The organism is Herminiimonas sp. GW821-FHT09C12, assembly GCF_059416385.1.
Window position 1 is genome coordinate 275,483 of record NZ_JBWKPC010000001.1, and the last position, 18,467, is coordinate 293,949.

The window sequence follows — 18,467 nt, forward strand, 5'->3', positions numbered from 1 at the left end:
ACGATCACGCTGTTTAACTTACTGTGTTTAAAAAATGATCAATATCAACGGCAAAATCAAAGTCGACAACGCAGCACCCTTCGTCCTGTTCGGCGGCATCAATGTGCTCGAATCGCGCGATCTTGCCATGCGTTCCTGCGAAGAATATGTACGCGTCACCAGCAAGCTAGGCATTCCCTACGTCTTCAAGGCATCGTTCGACAAGGCCAACCGCTCATCCATCCATTCCTATCGCGGTCCTGGATTGGAAGAAGGTTTGCGCATTTTTGAAGATGTGAAAAAAACTTTCGGCGTACCGCTCATTACCGATGTGCACGAACCGTATCAAGCCAAGATCGCGGCAGAAGTCATCGACGTCCTGCAACTGCCCGCCTTCCTCGCACGCCAGACTGATCTGGTCGTCGCACTGGCGCAAACCGGTCGCGTTATCAATATCAAAAAACCGCAGTTCCTCAGTCCGTCGCAGATGCTGAACATCATGGAAAAATTCACGGAAGCCGGTAACGAACAATTGATACTGTGCGATCGTGGCACCTGCTTCGGTTACGATAATCTGGTGGTCGATATGCTGGGCTTCGGCGTAATGAAAAAAGTCTGCAATAACCTGCCGATTATTTTCGACGTCACACATGCATTGCAGCAACGCGATCCGGGTGGCGCTGCCTCCGGCGGTCGTCGCGAACAAGTCGCTGACCTCGCACGTGCCGGCATGGGTGTTGGCTTGGCAGGCTTATTCCTCGAAGCACATCCGGATCCTAAAGTCGCAAAATGCGATGGTCCGAGCGCACTGCCATTGGACAAACTGGAACCGTTCCTCGCACAATTGAAAGCGCTGGATGATTTAGTTAAATCATTTGCACCGCTGGATATCGAAGCGTAAAAATATTCCTGCATTATGAAAAAAGCGCGGCATCTTTATCGATGTCGCGCTTTTTTATTGCAAGCACACTGGTTTAGACCAAATCAAATACCAGCACTTCCGCTTCCTTACCGTCACTAATTTCCAGCGTTGCTACATCAGCCACCTTCAAGGCATCACCAGTTTTCAACACCGCACCATTCACAGTCACTGACCCGCTTGCAACATGTACAAACGCGCGTCGCCCCGCTGCCAAGGTCAAACTGGCTGTCTCTGCACCATCAAACAAACCCGCATACAGCTTCGCATCCTGATGTATCAACACGGAGCCGTCGGCACCATCTGAGCTGGCAATCAGACGCAGGCGACCACGTTTTTCCTCTGGCGCAAAATGCTTCTCTTCATAGCTGGGCGGAATCCCATTCACATTCGGCTGGATCCAGATTTGCAGGAAATGCGTGGCCTGGTCTTTCGCATGATTGAATTCCGAATGGCGTACGCCGCTGCCTGCACTCATGCGCTGCACATCACCCGGACGTATCACGCTGCCGGTACCCATGCTGTCTTTGTGCGCCAGCTCGCCTTCCAGCACATAGCTGATGATTTCCATATCGCGATGACCATGGGTGCCAAAGCCACCACCAGCATTGACGCGATCTTCATTGATCACTCGCAGCGGGCCGAAGCCCATATGTTTTTCGTCATAGTAATCAGCGAAGGAGAAAGTATGGTGCGAATCTAGCCAACCGTGATTGGCGTGGCCCCGGTCTTCACTTTTGCGAATTTCAAGCATGATCGTTCCTTTCGGTGAGTTTTATTGTATGACTTAAGTTTTAAACTATGAGTGACACTATAGACGTTCAAAAGATATTAAATAAGGGCATAATTCAGCACAAGTCATTCAATTATTTTGAATAATAGAAAATCCATATGAATCTGACGCTGGAAGCCATACGCATACTGGACACCATAGACCGCAAAGGCAGCTTTGCCGCAGCTGCGGTGGCGCTGGATCGCGTGCCATCGGCACTGACCTATAGCGTACGCAAGCTGGAAGAAGACCTCGATGTATTGCTATTCGACCGACGTGGTCATCGCGCCAAGCTGACCGCAGCGGGACAAGAATTACTGACAGAAGGACGCCACCTGCTGCGTGCTGCCGACGAGCTGGAGCAAAGGGTCAAGCGTACGGCCAGCGGCTGGGAAGTAGAATTGCGTATCGTGCTCGACAGCATCATCCCTTTTGAAAAAATGCTGCCACTGATACGCGAATTCGATGCGGAAGGTTCAGGTACGCAATTGCGCTTTTCCACTGAAGTGCTGTCCGGCGTGTGGGAAACCCTGACCAGCGGCGCGGCCGATCTCGCTATTGGCGTTTCATCTGATGGCCCGGAAATCGTACGCGGCAGCGGCGACTTCCGCGTACGTCCTTTAGGCGAAGTCGATTGGGTCTTTGCAGTAGCACCAGATCATCCACTCGCAAACATGCCTGATCCGCTGGCAGCGCAACTGGTACAACAATATCGCGCAGTTGCCGCCGGCGATAGCGGCCGCTTCCTGCCCAGCGTCAGTGCCGGCCTGCTTACCGGCCAGGCCACGCTGACCGTTCCGGATATCCATGAAAAATTGAAAGCGCAATTAGCTGGGCTCGGCTGCGGCCATCTGCCACGCAAATGGGCCACGCCTTATCTCGCTTCAGGCGAACTGATAGAAAAACAAACGATAGAAATCAAACCCACAGGATTGCCGCAATACGCATGGCGCACTTCATCGCGCGGCAAATGCCTGAAGTGGTTCCTCAACAAACTGGCAGATCCCGATGTGCAACGCGCGCTGCTGGCGGAGTAATACATGACGAATAACTCGAATAAATATATAGGGCGCTTTGCGCCATCACCCAGCGGCCCCTTGCACGCCGGCTCGCTGGTCGCAGCCATGGCCAGCTATCTGGATGCCAAAGCACATCACGGTCAGTGGCTGGTGCGCATAGAAGACATCGATGAAACCCGCACCGTCCCCGATGCCACTGCGGCCATCATGGATGCGCTGACTGTCTTCGGCATGCAACACGATGGTGAAGTCGTGGTGCAAAGCGAGCGCAAGGATTTATATCAGGCCGCATTTGAACGTTTAAACGGGCTGCTTTATCCATGTGGCTGCACACGTCGCGAAATCGCCGATTCACGTTTAGGTGTAGCCGCCGACGGTGCCGCGATTTATCCCGGTACGTGCAGACACGGCGTCGCTCTAGGTAAAACTGCACGCACCTGGCGTGTGCGCGTACCCGAACTGAATGAAGAAAATGAATTAATTACCTTCGATGATCGCTGGCTCGGCACGTTGACTCAGCATCTGGCAACGGAAGTCGGTGACTTTGTTTTAAAACGTGCAGATGGCTTCTGGGCTTATCAAATCGCCGTCGTGGTAGATGATGCAAACCAAGGTGTCACACATATCGTGCGCGGTACCGACTTGCTGGAATCAACTGGCCGCCAAATCTATCTGCAACGCATGCTCGGTTTGACTACACCATCGTATATGCATGTGCCTGTCGTATTGAATGAGCTGGGCGAAAAACTATCGAAGCAAACCGGTGCGAAAGCACTTGATCTAAATAATCCACTCAATGAACTCATACGTGCAGCGCATTTTCTTGAATTAAAAATCGATCAGACGCCATCCATCGCTGAATTTTGGCAACGTGCTATCGCTGCATGGACGCAACGATTCATCGCACAATAAAAAAGGGCACAGTAATGTGCCCTTTTTAAATGAAGAACTAAGTCTTAGCGCTTAGGCATTCCACCCAGCAATGCTGCCATCTTGTGCTTAGGCGGTTTGGCAGGCGCTTTCTCAACCGGCTTGGCTTCGCTAATCGTGGATGGTGTCGGCTCGTAAGGCTTGGTAAAGAATGGATCTATCTTTTCCTTACGTGGTGCGGCATACGCACTACGGCTACTAGGATCGCGACTAGCGGACGAATCACGGTTACTCGATTCACGACGCTCTGAACGCTCCGGCGTACGACCACGCGACTCAGTATCATCACGACGCGCACCACGCTCTTGCGGTTTACGCTCACTAGCACGCGCAGCTGGCGGTACAAATCCTGCCAGTTGTGCCGGCACGAATGTGTGTTTGATCATCTTTTCGATATCAACCAGCAAGCGTGCATCCTTGTCCGAATACAGAGAAATCGCATCACCGGAAGCACCAGCGCGACCAGTACGACCGATACGATGCACGTAATCTTCTGCGTTATACGGCAAATCGTAGTTGATCACGCAAGGCAGTTCCGCAATATCAAGTCCACGCGCTGCAACGTCAGTCGCAACCAATACTTCTATCGTGCCGTTCTTGAATTGCTCCAAGGCTTGCATGCGTTCCGATTGCGATTTATCGCCGTGAATCGCGGAAGCTTTGACGCCTTCACTTTCCAGATGGCGCGCAAGACGCGATGCTCCGATTTTGGTATTCGAGAAAACGATGACTTGCTTCAATTCGCGCTGGCGAATGATGTAGGACACTGCAGCGGCCTTCGCATCTTCATCGATTTTGTAAATGATCTGCGTAACGTTTTCTGCCGTCGCATTGCTGCGCGCAACTTCGATCGTGACCGGATCTTTCAGGAAGGTCGCAGCCAGTTTCTTGATCTCTGGCGAAAAGGTCGCGGAGAACATCAGGTTCTGGCGCTTCTTCGGCAACAAATTGATGATGCGCTGCAGGTCAGGCAAGAAGCCCATGTCCAGCATGCGATCCGCTTCATCCATGACAAGGATTTGCGTTTGCGACAGATTGATTGTTTTTTGCTGCACGTGATCGAGCAGACGACCAGGCGTTGCAATGACGATTTCCACACCGTTACGCAATGCAGCGGTTTGCGGCGCCATATCCATGCCGCCGAACACCACCAGCGAGCGCAATGGCGTATGACGGCAATAAGCTTTCACGTTAGCGGCAACCTGATCGGCCAGTTCGCGTGTCGGCGCCAGTATCAATGCACGCACAGGATGACGAGCCGGCGAAGCGCTGGTGTTGGCATGTGCCATCAGCAACTGAATGATAGGCAGCGAAAAACCAGCCGTTTTACCAGTACCGGTTTGTGCCGCGCCCATCAAATCGATGCCGCGCAATACGATAGGAATTGCCTCAGCCTGAATCGGCGTCGGATGTACATAACCCTGATCATTCAAGGCGCGCAGGATTTCCGGTGCGAGGCCTAAGTCTTCGAAACGAATGGCCGGATGCGCATCAGCCGCATTGAGCACAACATTTGATGGAGTTGCTGACTGGATTACAGGCTGACTATCAGACATGATTTTTAGCAGGTCTTGCCTCTTATAAGGCGACATGATCGATGTCGATGTGGATCAAAAAACCGCACAACGAATCCGAAAAAGACCTGGCTCTTTCGATAAATTTGAATTATTTCTGTGGTGATGAAACGAGGTGCATGTGCGGACGCAGGCCGCTATTGAAAATCGGGACCATCTCGACCGCCATCACTACCCTCGACAGGACAGTGTGCATTATACGCCGGACGGGAATATATCGTGATTTATCAACATGTTGGATGCAAAACTGTAAATAAAGCCGGTAAATTTCTTTACCGGCCACTCACAGATAGGTCACGCGAAAGCTGACCCAGAAGAAATTACCACTGGGAAACCTTCCGCATGTAATGGTAATACTTATCGAATCAACCACTTATCAAGCCGATATTCTCAATGCTGCATTGTTCGCTGATAGAGATTCATGCGTGCCATGTTGCACTTGCAAGGACTTTTGTGGCGAATGGAACGGTGCAACTCTGGCCTCACTACGTCCCGTCCTGAAGACGGAAATGGACTGCGCCAAATGCACAGTCTGCTCTTCCAGACTGGCTGCAGCGGCAGCGGCCTCTTCCACCAGTGCGGCATTCTGTTGCGTCACTTCATCCATTTGCGAAATCGCCAAATTGACTTGATCTATTCCGCTACTTTGTTCGCGGCTAGCCACTGTGATCTCGTTCATGATGCCGGTCACGCGTTGCACCGAGCTGACGATATCGTCCATGGTAGCCATTGCATCACTGACCAGACGATTGCCGGCATCGACTTTTTCAACTGACGCATCGATCAAGGTTTTGATTTCTTTCGCCGCACTGGCAGAGCGTTGCGCCAGACTCCGCACTTCTGAGGCGACAACCGCAAATCCCTTGCCTTGTTCACCGGCACGCGCAGCTTCAACTGCCGCATTCAGCGCGAGAATATTCGTCTGAAATGCAATGCCATCAATCAGACTGATGATGTCGACGATCTTTCTGGCCGATGTACTGATTTCATCCATCGTGGCGCCAACTTTTTCCACGACTGCGCCGCCTTTGCCAGCCACGTCCGATGCCGATTGCACCAATTGATTGGCCTGGCTCGCATTGTCTGCATTCTGTTTCACGGTAGCAGCAAGCTGCTCCATGCTGGATGCAGTTTCTTCCAGACTGGAAGCCTGTGATTCAGTTCGGCCCGACAGATCCATATTGCCCGCAGCAATTTCTCGCGTTGCGACCGTAATGGAATCAACGTTGCTGCGTATATCACCCATTACCGAGCGCAAATTCACGTTCATTTGCTGCAAGGCTTGCTGCAACTGCCCCATATCGTCATGACGATTCACCTTGAAATCGAAAGTCAAATCACCACCGGCAATGATGCGCGTCTCGTCTATCAACATCCGTAAAGGGCGCACGATGGATGCGTGTAATCCGGCCCATAACAACAAGGCGAGACAAATGCCGCCTATCGTTGCACCGGCATACCAGTAAGCCCATGCAGCATTTTCCGCTGCAGTTGATGCGGCAAACCCCAGCGCCGCAATCAGCGCAATGATCGTACTCATACCCAGTGCAATTTTTACGCTTAAACCAATATCCTTTAATGCCGCCAGCTTGCTAAACAAACCCGTCGATACCACTGCACCACGCTTGATCGCCAAACCCTTGGCTTGATCAGCTTTAAAGCGTGCATAAATAGCATGCGCGCCTTCGACCTGCTCCCGACTAGGCTTGCTGCGCACCGACATATAGGCAACGATTTGATTCTCTTCGCGCACCGGCGTGACGTTCGCATTCACCCAGTAATGCTCACCATTCTTGCGACGGTTTTTAACCAAACCCGTCCACGGCAATCCTTGCTTGAGCGTCTGCCACATATCGCCGAATGCTTCTTCCGGCATGTCGGGATGACGAATGAGATTGTGCGGCTTGCCGATCAACTCATCTTCATGAAAACCGCTTGCTTCTATAAACGCGGGATTCACATAAGTGATCCGGCCTTTGGTATCTGTCTTCGACACCAAAGACATCCCGTCTTTTAAAAAGTATTCGGTATTTGTGACGGGTAAATTGGTGCGCATCTAAAAATCTCCAGCTTTGGGATGAAATGAGCGTATCGATAAGAAGGCAAACCAAGTACGCATACCGTTATCGAAAGGAGCGTATGGGTAATACGCTGGACTCAATATATTCCCGTAGGGAAAGTTTTTATTGCGCTAGATCAAATTTTGTAGAGATAGACATAAAAAATTACAGCACAAAATCTCCGTATTCAAACCAATCAGCTTCTTTTCAGTCAAGGTCGGCGACGAAATGTCCAAAATAAAGTGACCAAACCTGCAACTGCAGCCAACAATCCCAACCACGCAAATGCCGGCATCCCCATCCAATGCGGACCGTACTGCAACAACACAGGCCCTAGCGCCAGCAATACTGCTGCTGTAACGATCGCAATCGCCAAACGTGTCGCCGCTCGCTCCAATGAAGTACCAAGACGATCCAGGTTCGCAATTTTTATATTCGCCATGAAGTGTCCATGCTTCAAGCGCAACATGACCAAGCGTAGAAGTTGTGGCAAATCCAGAGCAGCCGTTTGCACATCGACCAAAGCACCTAGTGCTTCTCGCCGTATAGTGCGAGGTGAATAACGACGCAACAAAGCACGCTTCACCATCGGACCAGCAATTTGCACGATATTGAATTGCGGATCCAGGCGTTGCAGCACGCCATCTGCAGTCGCAAACGCCTTCACCAGCAAGGCAAGATCAGGTGGCACCGCCACACGACTCTGCTTGGCCATCTCCATGAAATCATTCAAAGCCTGCTTTAACGAAAGCGGCGCACTGGCAGTACGTGTAACAAATTCCTGCACCGCCTGCTCTGCTCTCAACCAATTGAAATCTGTCGGCCCCGACCAATCCATCAACAGGTTAATCAAGCCATCAGGTCGACCGGATACGATGGCGCGGAACAGCACCAGCAGTTGATCCCGTCGCAAATCTGACAAACGACCCACCATGCCGAAATCAATAAAACCAACCCGATTCTCGGCCAGCACTATCAAATTACCGGGATGTGGATCGGCATGGAACAAACCGTCATGCAATACCATTTTCAAGAATGCGCGTGCACCACGCTCAGCCAACAAAGAGCGATCCAATCCTTGCGCACGCAAGCCGCTGTCATCCGTAGGTGCAATCCCATCGACATACGATTGCACCAACAAACGCTCACTCGACCATTCGGAATAAATACGCGGAATCTCGATCTCTGGATGCTGTTCGAAATTACGCGCCACCTGTTCGCAGGATTGTGCTTCGCGTCTGAAATCCAACTCATCCTGCATCGCTAGCGTCAGATGACGCACGATATCGCGCGGTTTGTAATACGGTGCCAGCTTGCGTTCTTCGACAATATTCGCGAGTTGCGCCAGCAAGCGTAAATCAGCTTCGACCGTACGACGAAGCCCTGGACGCTGCACCTTCACCACCACGTCCTGCCCATCGTGCAAGCGTGCACGATACACTTGCGCCATCGACGCAGAAGCCAGCGGCTCTATATCAAAAGATGCAAACACATCTTCAACAGGTGCGGCCAGATCTGCAACCACCTGTTCGCGTATATCAGACCAAGGCACGGTTGCTACACGGCTATGCAAGCGCTCGAATTCTTCTATCCACTCCGTCGGCAATAAATCGCCACGCGTCGCCAGTATCTGTCCGAGTTTAATGAAGGTCGGCCCCAGAGCCTCTATCGCCATGCGCATACGCTGCGGCGCGGATTGCCCTTCTGCCGCAGTGTCCGGAGGCGTATTGATAGAACTATTGGATGTTTTATCGTTGAAGAGATCGCCCAAACCAAGACGTATGAAGACATCCTGCACGCCGAAACGTGCCAGCACAGAAATAATCTGCCGCAAACGTTCGCGATCCCGTATCGCCGCCAATGTCATGTCTAACATCTGCCTCGCTCCTTGGTTGTACGTGCTATCCAATTCGTCGTGCGGCCCCGCAGCGGTACTTCGAGCGAAGCACCGTTTCCATATAATCCACAATACCGGCTGATGGCGCAAGCCATTGCCCAAGCTTTAGGCAATAAAAAAAGGGGTTACGAATAATCGTAACCCCTTCTTATTTGTGGTGGGCCTCCCGTGAGTCGAACACGGCACCAACGGATTATGAGTCCGCTGCTCTAACCAAGCATGAGCTAGAGGCCCAGTAACCTGTTTAGAATTTAATTACCTTCTAGGAAGCTCTTCAGTTTATCCGAACGCGATGGATGACGCAATTTGCGTAACGCCTTTGCTTCTATTTGGCGAATACGCTCACGTGTCACGTCGAACTGTTTACCAACCTCTTCCAGAGTGTGATCGGTAGACATTTCGATACCGAAACGCATACGCAAGACTTTCGCTTCGCGTGGTGTCAACGAATCCAATACATCCTTGACCACGCCGCGCATCGAAGCGTGCAACGCTGCATCGGCTGGTGCCAATGTATTGTTATCTTCGATGAAATCGCCCAGATGTGAATCGTCGTCGTCGCCGATCGGTGTTTCCATCGAAATCGGTTCTTTCGCGATCTTCATGATCTTGCGAATTTTGTCTTCCGGCATTTCCATCTTGATCGCCAATGTTGCTGGATCTGGCTCGGCGCCGGTTTCCTGCAAGATTTGACGCGAGATGCGATTCATCTTGTTGATTGTTTCGATCATGTGCACAGGGATACGGATAGTGCGCGCCTGATCGGCGATCGAACGAGTGATAGCCTGACGAATCCACCAAGTTGCATATGTCGAGAATTTAAAGCCGCGACGATATTCAAACTTGTCGACTGCCTTCATCAAACCGATATTACCTTCCTGAATCAGATCCAGGAATTGCAAACCACGGTTGGTGTATTTTTTCGCGATCGAAATAACCAGACGCAAGTTAGCCTCGGTCATTTCGCGTTTCGCTTTGCGTGCCTTCATTTCACCGGCAGCCATCTTCTTGTTGATGGCGCGCAGATCTGGCAAGGGCAATACGACACGCGCTTGCAAGTCGATCAATTTTTGCTGCAATTCTTTGATGGTTGGTACGTTACGTGCCAACACAACACTGTATGCATGCTTGCCATTCACTTCACCATCAACCCAGTCCAGATTGGTTTCATTGCCTGGGAAGACTTTGATGAAGTGGCCGCGCGGCATACCGCACTTGTTGACAGCGACATCGAGAATTTGTTTTTCGATGTGACGCACTTCGTCAACTTGACCACGCAAGGTGTCGCACAATTTCTCAACAACTTTTGCGGTGAAGCGAATGCTCAACAATTCGTTCGAGATGATTTCCTGCGCCTTGACGTAAGGCTTGGAGTTATAGCCTTCCTTCTCAAAGGCTTTGCGCATCTTGTCGAATTGCGTAGCGATAGTAGCGAATTTGGCGAGAGAGTCACGCTTCAACTGTTCCAGTTGTTCGCTCGAGAAACCAGCAGCACCAGAAGCAGCTGTCGTTTCTTCCTCTTCTTCCTCTTCTTCTTCCTCTTCCTCTTCTTCGTCTTCTTCATCAGAAGCGGCAGGAGCAGGAGGTGCAATCACCGGCTCGGATGCATTCATGTCGACCAAGCCGTCAACGATCTCGTCGACCTTGGCTTCGTCTTTGGCAATGCGTTCCGATGCTGCGATGATTTCTGCAATCGTGGTCGGGCATGCGGAGATCGCCTGGATCATGTCACGCAAGCCATCTTCAATACGTTTTGCAATGCCGATTTCGCCTTCGCGTGTCAGCAGTTCAACCGAACCCATTTCACGCATGTACATGCGGACAGGATCAGTAGTACGGCCGAAATCGGAGTCGACAGTCGACAGTGCAGCTTCAGCAGCAGCTTCGGCTTCATCATCACTGGCAACGGTAGCGACGTTATCGGACAACAACAATGTTTCTGCATCCGGCGCTTGTTCATAGACCGCGATACCCATGTCGTTGAAGGTACCGATGATGCCTTCGATCGCTTCCGGATCAATGATGTTTTCAGGCAGGTGATCGTTGATCTCTGCGTACGTCAAGAAGCCGCGTTCTTTACCGAACTTGATCAGCGTCTTCAGTTTTTGACGACGCGCTTCGAGTTCTTCTTCACTGGCTTCTGTATCGGACGAGAATGCATCTTTCAACAATGCTTTTTCTTTGGCCTTGCGATCTTTCGCTTTCGCTTTGTCGACAGCTTTCAGTTCTGCACGTTCGACTGCGTTCAATGCCGCGACTTCATCGTTCTCAGGCTGGAATTCTTTTGGTTTGCGACCACGACGGCCAGGCACCTTGATCGATGGCAGGATGTAACCCGACGTATCGATTGCGGCCAAAGTAGCAGCGTCAGTAGTCTGACTGACGGTCGCAGTGATCATGACGTTGACGCCAGGACGCGACTCGACTTTTGGTTCGATTTTTGCTGATTTGCTAGCAGACTTCACTTCAGATTTCTTATTTGTCACAGGGGCTTTCGATTGCACTGATACCGGCTTTGCAGCAACTTTGGGTGAAAGTTTGGCCGCGGGAGTTTTCGCTACAACTGCAGCGCTCTTCGTCACGGCTTTGCTTGACGATGTTATTGCCTTTGTCTTCGAGGCCACGGCTTTTGCCTGACCAACTGACTTGGCAGCTACTTTCTTCTCAACAGGTTTTGTCGACTTTACCGCAGCCGATTTGGCCTTACTTGCGGCAAGAGTTTGTTTGTTCGCGGGTTTCTTCATTGCATTCGCCATTGGATCAACTACCAAGGTTATGCTCTTGAAGCGCGGTTAAGCTTGCGCTCGACGAGCCGATTTGCGCATTCAACTCTGGCTTACGCCCGCGCAAGTTTATTGATTTTCTTTTCGATTACTTTATTACCTACAACTCTAAGACCTTGAATCGAAAGCCTTTAATTATAACATATAGGGGAGCATTCCTCCTCTACACAAGAGCAAAATTAGCCTCTTTGCATGATTTCTGCCTGCGCCTGACGTCGCAATTGCTCTTGCTGCAAGGTCAAATCGCGATAACGCGCCTGCGCTTGCTCACCATTTAAACCTGCCAGCACAAGTTGCTCAAGCTCATCCTTCAAGACCTTCATTTTGGTCTGACGAATCGCGCCAGCCAACTCCACACGAGCAACCGCCACATCCGACTCTGGCTCAGCGGCAATCTCGGCTATCAGGGGATCGAAATCCGAACCGGTAGAACGCAATAACTCTGCCAGAATCGCAAAATTTGCCTGCGCACCCATGTCGCGACTCATCATGACCAGTTGCTCCAGCATTTCCGCATGATCCGGCGCAAAATGCGCCGTCATATCCAAGGCAGCTTGATCCAGCTCGGCGGCCAATATCGGATGCGCTACCAACAAGCGCATGATCTGGCGCTCCAAACCAAGCGGCGCTGTCCGCTTGCTGCGCGGCGGTGCAGCGCGTACACGAGAAATCGGTTGTACCAATTCGAATAGGGCTTCGATTTCTGCCGGCGTACTTTCCGTTACTTGCGCCAGGCTGCGCACAATTTGCAAACGCAATGAAGAAGGCGGCAATGCCTGCAGCAAAGGCTTGGCATCGAACTGCGCACGCGCCCTGCCTTCCGGTGTGCCGAGATCATTATCGCCAACCGCTTCTTTCAACAGAAATTGCGACAACGGCATGGCATCCTGCACTTGCTTCTCGAACGCATCGGTGCCTAGTTCGCGGATAAAACTGTCCGGATCGTGTTCGCTAGGCAGGAACAAAAACTTGATAACTTTGTTGTCGCTGGCGTGCGGCAAACTGGCTTCCAGCGCGCGACGTGCGGCACGACGTCCCGCTTTGTCGCCATCGAAACTGAAAATAACTTGATCAGTCTGACGTAATAATTTTTGCACATGAATCGGTGTGCACGCAGTACCCAGCGTTGCCACTACCTGCGGGAAGCCGAGCTGTGCCAGCGCGACCACATCCATATAACCTTCTGTTACCAATGCGTAACCAGCTTCGCGTATTGCCTGGCGTGCTTCAAACAAGCCATACAGCTCACTACCCTTTTGAAATAAGGGCGTTTCAGGCGAATTCAAGTATTTGGGCTCGCCGTTATCCATGACGCGCCCACCAAAACCGATCACCTGACCTTTGGAATTGCGGATCGGGAACATGATGCGATCGCGGAATCGGTCATAGCGCTTGCGATTCGCGCCTTCTTCTTCGGCCTTATCGATCACGAGGCCAGATTCGACCAATGCATCCAATTCATAATCAGGGAAAACTGCGCGCAAACCATCCCAGCCGTCAGGCGCATACCCCATGCCATAGCGCGCAGCGATTTCACCGGTCAAACCACGGCCAATCAAATAACTTTTTGCCCGTTCAGCATGACGCAATTGCTGACGATAAAAATCACAGGCACGCGTCATTGCCTCTGACAAGGCAAGACTTTTTGCCTGATGCTCGGCACGTTGCGCCGGCGGCAAACGATCTTCCGCTTCCGGCACGACCATGCCGACGTTTTGCGCCAAATCCTTCACCGCCTCAACGAAACCCATCCCCGAATACTCGATAAGAAAACCAATCGCAGTACCATGCGCACCGCAGCCAAAGCAGTGATAAAACTGCTTGGTCGGACTAACAGTAAAACTGGGAGATTTTTCGTTATGGAAGGGACACAGTCCCATGAAGTTCGCGCCGCCTTTTTTTAGCTGCACGTACTTCCCCACCACGTCGACAATATCGACGCGGTTAAGGAGATCCTGGATAAACGACTGTGGTATCACGTCGGCAGCTGAATGCTGAAGACGATCAGGCTTTGGTCAGCGCGGCTTTTACCAAACCGGACACGGCTGTCATGTCGGCGCGGCCAGCGAGTTTCGCTTTTAAAATCGCCATGACCTTGCCCATATCTTGCGGGCCAGCGGCACCGGATGCGGTTACGGCAGCAGCAACTTCGCCCTGCACTTCTGCATCAGACAATGCGCTAGGCATATAAGTAACCAGAACAGCCAGCTCAGCTTCTTCGATATCAACCAGATCCTGGCGACCGCCAGCCTGGAATTGCGAAATCGAATCCTTGCGCTGCTTGATCATTTTTTCAATGATGGCGAGTACCTGGGTATCGTTCAGCTCGATACGTTCGTCGACTTCTTTTTGCTTGATGGAAGCAGTAATCAGGCGAATCGTGCCCAATTTGCCCGCTTCTTTCGCGCGCATCGCCGCTTTCATATCTTCTGTGATCTGTTCTTTCAGGCTCATACGCACTCCGATATCTGATTAATCAAGCGATCATTAAAAACGCCAAAACCCGCTGCGGACCAACACCGGAGCGGGTTTGCAACTAATTTCTCAAACCGCACGCACATAGCGCGCGCAGCTCTCAAGAAATTAGTACAGCTTTTTAGGCAATTGCTGGCTGCGGATACGCTTGTAATGGCGTTTCACAGCTGCAGCGAGCTTGCGCTTGCGTTCAGCAGTTGGCTTCTCGTAAAACTCGCGCGCACGCAAATCGGTCAGCAAACCAGTTTTTTCAATGGTGCGCTTGAAGCGACGCATAGCGACTTCGAACGGCTCGTTTTCTTTAAGGCGGATAGTGGTCATTTAAATGTAAACCAATGTTGGGTAGTGAGTCGAAGAGTATAGCAGCCTTGCGCGACAAATGGAAGGCTCTTTATTCGACCATATCGAAGTTGACGGGGAAATGCGACAACATCCGCTCTATATTCCCCTTCAATCAGAAGGATTTAATGACCGTAAAGCTTCATGCTCAGCTCGGCATCCCAATAAGCTGCCTCGATTTTATGTCCTTCCGGATCGCGGACAAAACAACCGTAATACGGATCGCCATAGAGCGGACGCGGACCAGGCGGACCATCGCAGCTTGCTCCGGCTGCCAGTGCAGCGTCATAAAACGCATGAACCTGCTCTTTATTAGCAGCACCAAATCCCATGTGAAAACCGTTACCGATACTGGCAGGCTTGCCATCATGCGGCGTCTGCACCCAGAACTCAGGGTATAGGCGCCCATAAGCTACCGCGCCGGGATGTTCCATGATGACCTTGATATTCAGAGCCGGTAAAACAGCATCGTAAAAAGCCCGCGCCTTGTCAAATTGATTCGTCCCGATAGAAACATGGGAAATAATGCTCGGATTTTCATTGCTCGCTTGTTCACTGTCCATTTAATCGCTCCTTTAAGGATAAATAAAACAGCAATGATCATAACTTGCACTACTGACAAGGCATGTCAGTAGTCTTGGCAACCATCCCAATTAAACCGATTGTCCCGCCGCCACACCAGATGCCCAAGCCCACTGAAAATTGTAGCCACCCAGCCAGCCGGTCACATCCACCGATTCGCCGATGAAGTGCAAACCCGGCACCTTGCTGGCCATCATGGTCTGCTGCGACAACTCGCGCGTATCGATGCCGCCCAGCGTTACTTCTGCCTTGCGGTAGCCTTCTGAACCGTTCGGGATGATGCTCCATTGATTCAGCGATGCGCCCAGCTTGCGTAATTGCTTGTCTTGCATATCCGCCACGCGCGCATCGGCTTTGAAGTCATTCACAGCCAGCCACTCATCTGCGAGACGCGATGGCAACCATTGCGCCAATTGATTGCCCAAATTCTTCTTGCTGGTCGATTTACCTTCTATCAAGGCTTCGGCAATATCGGTTTCCGGCACTAGATTGATTGTTAATGGCGTGCCCGGTTGCCAGAAGCTGGATATCTGCAGAATCGCCGGACCGGACAAGCCACGATGCGTGAACAACAAATCTTCCTTGAAATAGCCGCGTGTTTTCTTGCTGCCAGTTTCCACTTCCACCGGCAAGGCGATGCCGGACAAAGGTACGAATGGCTGCCAGGCGTTCGCATCGAAAGTCAGCGGCACCAGCGCCGGACGCGGTTCAATCATTTTCAAACCGAATTGCTTGGCGATGCGATAAGCGAAATCGGTCGCGCCTATCTTGGGAATCGACAAACCGCCAGTGGCTATCACCAGACTATTGGCGAGAATATCGCCGGTATCGGTTTCTATGCGGAACTGCTCGCCGTTTTTAGCGATCGACACCACGGTGCAAGGCATGCGCCACGCCACATTGCCGAGCGCGCACTCCGCCTTCAGCATACTAATGATGTCTTCCGCCGAGTTATCGCAAAACAACTGGCCTTTATGCTTCTCGTGATACGCGATGCGATAACGCTTCATCAAGGCGAGAAAATCCTGCGGTGTATAACGCGACAAGGCGCTTTTGCAGAAATGGGGATTTTGCGAAAGGAAGTTTTGCGGCGTGGTATCGATGTTGGTGAAATTACAGCGACCACCACCTGAGATACGGATTTTTTCTGCGAGCTTGGCGGCGTGATCGATCAGCACCACGCTTTTGCCGCGTTGCCCTGCTACTGCAGCGCACATCATGCCCGCTGCGCCCGCGCCGATTACGGCAACATCAAACTGTTTAGTCATGGCTTGCTACAAATAGAAATAAGCCGTGATTGTAAGCGCAGCCGCTTCAGGCGACGCGCTTGTTTTCAGCTCCTATGCTGTCAGATGTGCAAGAACCGTCTCGCGCAAGGTCTTGGTTGCTGGCTGTGTGGCCGCTTGTGTCGCACACCGCACGACATCGCCGATGACGATGATGGCAGGACTGCCGATGGATGATTTTGCCAAGGCATCTGGCAATTCAGACAAGGTCGTAATCAACTGTGCTTGCGCCGTGCCAGTTGCGGATTGAATCACTGCGACTGGTGTATCGCCGGCTTTACCGCCATCCAGCAATGCCATTTGAATTTCTCGGCAACGCGCCACGCCCATATAAATCACCAAGGTCAAATTCAACTTGGCCAACGTGGTCCAATCGGGATTCGATTCTGAATTTTTACCGTGACCGGTAATGAAGATGGCGCCCTGACTCCAGTCTCTATGCGTGAGTGGCACACCGATAGAGGCTGGCGCAGCCAGACCACTGCTGATGCCGTTGATGACTTCGACTACGATGCCAGCAGCTTGCAAATGATCGCGCTCTTCGCCACCACGACCGAAGATAAAAGGATCGCCACCCTTCAGCCGCACGACACATAGACCGGCTTGCGCTTCGGACAACATCAAACGTTCTATGAATTCCTGCGGCGTTTGCGCGCAACCTCCGCGCTTACCGACCTGAATGACGCGCGCTGTCGCAGGTGCATGTTCCAGCACTGCCGGATTGACCAGATCATCAATCAGAATGACATCGGCGCATGCAATTGCCTTGACGGCCTTGATGGTCAGCAGCTCTGGATCGCCGGGACCCGCACCTACCAAAAAAACCTTACCTGACTTCTGCTCTACCTGCCGCTCCATGATCTGCACCTTGTTTGCTCTTTAGACTCTTAGAGATAAGCAAACAATGTTCCACCTGTTCCGCTATTGACACTGGAATCGGCACATCACCGCGCAGCGCGGCTTCTATCCATTTGGCCGTCGTCGCGGCATCGCGCTCTGCAGGCAGCGGCGGCATTTCATCGACCGGCTCCTGCTTTTGCACCAAAATTGTGCATTCGTTTTCGTGTATCCAATTGATTTGTTGCGCACGTTTCGCGTTGGCAACTGTTTCACCTTCGGTACCGCGCATCAAAAACACATCGCCGCGCTCCGCTGGCGCTGCCGTCGTGAAATACGAAGTCAGCATCGATAAATATTCCGGATGCGTGTACGAGGTCAGTCGCAAGGCAGGCGCAGAAAACGGCTGCATGATCTTGACCAGTGTATGCGTGGAATTGCGTACGCCGAGGATGCGGCGCATCGCCAGCAAACGAAACATACGTGGCGCCAGATCTTCAATCGGCATCAGCACCGGCGCACGACGCGCGAATTGTTCTGCGGCTTGTTGTGCATTGTGTGTGAACGAATAGCCTAGCTCTTTCAAAATCTCTGCTGTCGTCACGCGTCCCGGATCCGTCGTCACGCCATGAATGAAAACCGGCGCACCTTCACGCGCCAGCAACAAGGCCAGCAAGGGCGTCAGATTCGGCATCTGGCGCGAACCGTTATAGCTGGGAATCACGATAGGCGCGTACTCGCCATCAGGCGCGTGCAATTGATCGAAAGACGCTTCAGCCGCATCGATAAAACCGGCGACTTCATCCACCGACTCACCCTTAATGCGCATGGCCAGCATGATGCCGCCCATCTCCAGATCGGAGACGCGACCATCCAGCATTGCCGCATACAGTTGATTGGCATCTTCACGCGACAGGCTGCGCGCGCCTTTGACGCCACGCCCGATTTCCTTGATGAAACGAGCTGTGGCAAATGGTTCAGTATTGGTTAATTTTTGCATCCGAAGAGGGTACTA

The 18,467-nt window shown here is 51.9% G+C and carries 16 protein-coding genes and 1 tRNA gene; 4 read left to right on the top strand and 13 right to left on the bottom strand.

All coding sequences use genetic code 11. The features are described 5' to 3' along the window. Positions 1-34 precede the first annotated feature (34 nt). Positions 35-880 (top strand): 3-deoxy-8-phosphooctulonate synthase, encoded by an 846-nt coding sequence (gene kdsA, locus AC07N2_RS01295; RefSeq protein ID WP_494776662.1) that lies wholly within the window; start codon positions 35-37, stop codon positions 878-880. 73 nt (positions 881-953) lie between these two features. On the opposite strand, the gene AC07N2_RS01300 is transcribed toward kdsA, so the two are convergent. Next, on the bottom strand, positions 954-1,652 hold the full coding sequence (locus tag AC07N2_RS01300; RefSeq protein ID WP_494776663.1) for a pirin family protein: 699 nt from the start codon (positions 1,650-1,652) through the stop codon (positions 954-956). Between the two features lie 137 nt (positions 1,653-1,789). Between AC07N2_RS01300 and AC07N2_RS01305 the strand changes: the two genes are divergently transcribed. Together AC07N2_RS01305 and gluQRS are read left to right on the top strand one after the other, a co-directional pair. Further along, a complete protein-coding gene (locus AC07N2_RS01305) occupies positions 1,790-2,707 on the top strand; it encodes a LysR family transcriptional regulator (RefSeq protein ID WP_494776664.1) in 918 nt (305 codons plus the stop codon). Between the two features lie 3 nt (positions 2,708-2,710). Beyond that, positions 2,711-3,601: a tRNA glutamyl-Q(34) synthetase GluQRS gene (gluQRS, locus tag AC07N2_RS01310; protein ID WP_494776665.1), complete on the top strand. Its 891-nt coding sequence runs from the start codon at positions 2,711-2,713 to the stop codon at positions 3,599-3,601. Between the two features lie 44 nt (positions 3,602-3,645). Here the strand turns inward: gluQRS and AC07N2_RS01315 are convergent, their stop codons facing one another. The 5 genes from AC07N2_RS01315 to rpoD all read right to left on the bottom strand — a co-directional run bounded on the left by AC07N2_RS01315 (position 3,646) and on the right by rpoD (position 11,636). Further along, positions 3,646-5,175: a DEAD/DEAH box helicase gene (locus AC07N2_RS01315; RefSeq protein WP_494776666.1), complete on the bottom strand. Its 1,530-nt coding sequence runs from the start codon at positions 5,173-5,175 to the stop codon at positions 3,646-3,648. Positions 5,176-5,569: 394 nt separating this feature from the next. After that, positions 5,570-7,249: a methyl-accepting chemotaxis protein gene (locus AC07N2_RS01320; protein WP_494776667.1), complete on the bottom strand. Its 1,680-nt coding sequence runs from the start codon at positions 7,247-7,249 to the stop codon at positions 5,570-5,572. 215 nt (positions 7,250-7,464) lie between these two features. Next, entirely contained in the window at positions 7,465-9,129 is a 1,665-nt protein-coding gene (locus AC07N2_RS01325) for an ABC1 kinase family protein (RefSeq protein WP_494776668.1), read from the bottom strand. 176 nt (positions 9,130-9,305) lie between these two features. Next, positions 9,306-9,384 (bottom strand) — tRNA-Ile (locus tag AC07N2_RS01330). Between the two features lie 17 nt (positions 9,385-9,401). Then, positions 9,402-11,636 carry an RNA polymerase sigma factor RpoD gene (rpoD, locus tag AC07N2_RS01335; protein WP_494776669.1) on the bottom strand — a complete coding sequence of 745 codons (2,235 nt, stop codon included), beginning with the start codon at positions 11,634-11,636 and terminating at the stop codon, positions 9,402-9,404. Between rpoD and AC07N2_RS01340 the strand changes: the two genes are divergently transcribed. Beyond that, entirely contained in the window at positions 11,548-11,787 is a 240-nt protein-coding gene (locus AC07N2_RS01340) for a hypothetical protein (protein WP_231949310.1), read from the top strand. The two genes, rpoD and AC07N2_RS01340, sit on opposite strands and share 89 nt — an antisense overlap. 325 nt (positions 11,788-12,112) lie before the next feature. On the opposite strand, the gene dnaG is transcribed toward AC07N2_RS01340, so the two are convergent. From dnaG to ybiB, 7 genes are all read right to left on the bottom strand, one after another. Then, positions 12,113-13,912, bottom strand: a complete 1,800-nt coding sequence (gene dnaG, locus AC07N2_RS01345; protein ID WP_494776670.1) for a DNA primase — start codon at positions 13,910-13,912, stop codon at positions 12,113-12,115. A gap of 25 nt (positions 13,913-13,937) precedes the next feature. Continuing rightward, positions 13,938-14,387, bottom strand: a complete 450-nt coding sequence (locus AC07N2_RS01350) for a GatB/YqeY domain-containing protein (RefSeq protein WP_076592339.1) — start codon at positions 14,385-14,387, stop codon at positions 13,938-13,940. 129 nt (positions 14,388-14,516) lie between these two features. After that, a complete protein-coding gene (gene rpsU / locus AC07N2_RS01355) occupies positions 14,517-14,729 on the bottom strand; it encodes a 30S ribosomal protein S21 (RefSeq protein ID WP_011870001.1) in 213 nt (70 codons plus the stop codon). A gap of 143 nt (positions 14,730-14,872) precedes the next feature. Then, positions 14,873-15,310 (bottom strand): VOC family protein, encoded by a 438-nt coding sequence (locus AC07N2_RS01360; RefSeq protein ID WP_494776671.1) that lies wholly within the window; start codon positions 15,308-15,310, stop codon positions 14,873-14,875. 90 nt (positions 15,311-15,400) lie between these two features. Then, positions 15,401-16,597, bottom strand: coding sequence for a BaiN/RdsA family NAD(P)/FAD-dependent oxidoreductase (locus AC07N2_RS01365; protein WP_494776672.1), 1,197 nt, complete (start codon positions 16,595-16,597; stop codon positions 15,401-15,403). 72 nt (positions 16,598-16,669) lie between these two features. Further along, a complete protein-coding gene (gene cobA / locus AC07N2_RS01370) occupies positions 16,670-17,473 on the bottom strand; it encodes a uroporphyrinogen-III C-methyltransferase (protein ID WP_494776673.1) in 804 nt (267 codons plus the stop codon). Beyond that, positions 17,442-18,452: a DNA-binding protein YbiB gene (gene ybiB / locus AC07N2_RS01375; RefSeq protein ID WP_494776674.1), complete on the bottom strand. Its 1,011-nt coding sequence runs from the start codon at positions 18,450-18,452 to the stop codon at positions 17,442-17,444. Before ybiB ends, cobA begins: the two co-directional genes overlap by 32 nt. Between the last annotated feature and the right edge of the window lie 15 nt (positions 18,453-18,467).

Coding starts and splice junctions, on each gene's coding strand:
- AC07N2_RS01300 (WP_494776663.1), bottom strand. CDS start 1,652: ATGCTTGAAATTCGCAAAAGTGAAGACCGGGGCCACGCCAATCACGGT.
- AC07N2_RS01315 (WP_494776666.1), bottom strand. CDS start 5,175: ATGTCTGATAGTCAGCCTGTAATCCAGTCAGCAACTCCATCAAATGTT.
- AC07N2_RS01320 (WP_494776667.1), bottom strand. CDS start 7,249: ATGCGCACCAATTTACCCGTCACAAATACCGAATACTTTTTAAAAGAC.
- rpsU (WP_011870001.1), bottom strand. CDS start 14,729: ATGACCACTATCCGCCTTAAAGAAAACGAGCCGTTCGAAGTCGCTATG.
- ybiB (WP_494776674.1), bottom strand. CDS start 18,452: ATGCAAAAATTAACCAATACTGAACCATTTGCCACAGCTCGTTTCATC.
- AC07N2_RS01340 (WP_231949310.1), top strand. CDS start 11,548: ATGACGTTGACGCCAGGACGCGACTCGACTTTTGGTTCGATTTTTGCT.
- AC07N2_RS01350 (WP_076592339.1), bottom strand. CDS start 14,387: ATGAGCCTGAAAGAACAGATCACAGAAGATATGAAAGCGGCGATGCGC.
- AC07N2_RS01305 (WP_494776664.1), top strand. CDS start 1,790: ATGAATCTGACGCTGGAAGCCATACGCATACTGGACACCATAGACCGC.
- kdsA (WP_494776662.1), top strand. CDS start 35: ATGATCAATATCAACGGCAAAATCAAAGTCGACAACGCAGCACCCTTC.
- AC07N2_RS01365 (WP_494776672.1), bottom strand. CDS start 16,597: ATGACTAAACAGTTTGATGTTGCCGTAATCGGCGCGGGCGCAGCGGGC.
- AC07N2_RS01360 (WP_494776671.1), bottom strand. CDS start 15,310: ATGGACAGTGAACAAGCGAGCAATGAAAATCCGAGCATTATTTCCCAT.
- cobA (WP_494776673.1), bottom strand. CDS start 17,473: ATGGAGCGGCAGGTAGAGCAGAAGTCAGGTAAGGTTTTTTTGGTAGGT.
- gluQRS (WP_494776665.1), top strand. CDS start 2,711: ATGACGAATAACTCGAATAAATATATAGGGCGCTTTGCGCCATCACCC.
- AC07N2_RS01325 (WP_494776668.1), bottom strand. CDS start 9,129: ATGTTAGACATGACATTGGCGGCGATACGGGATCGCGAACGTTTGCGG.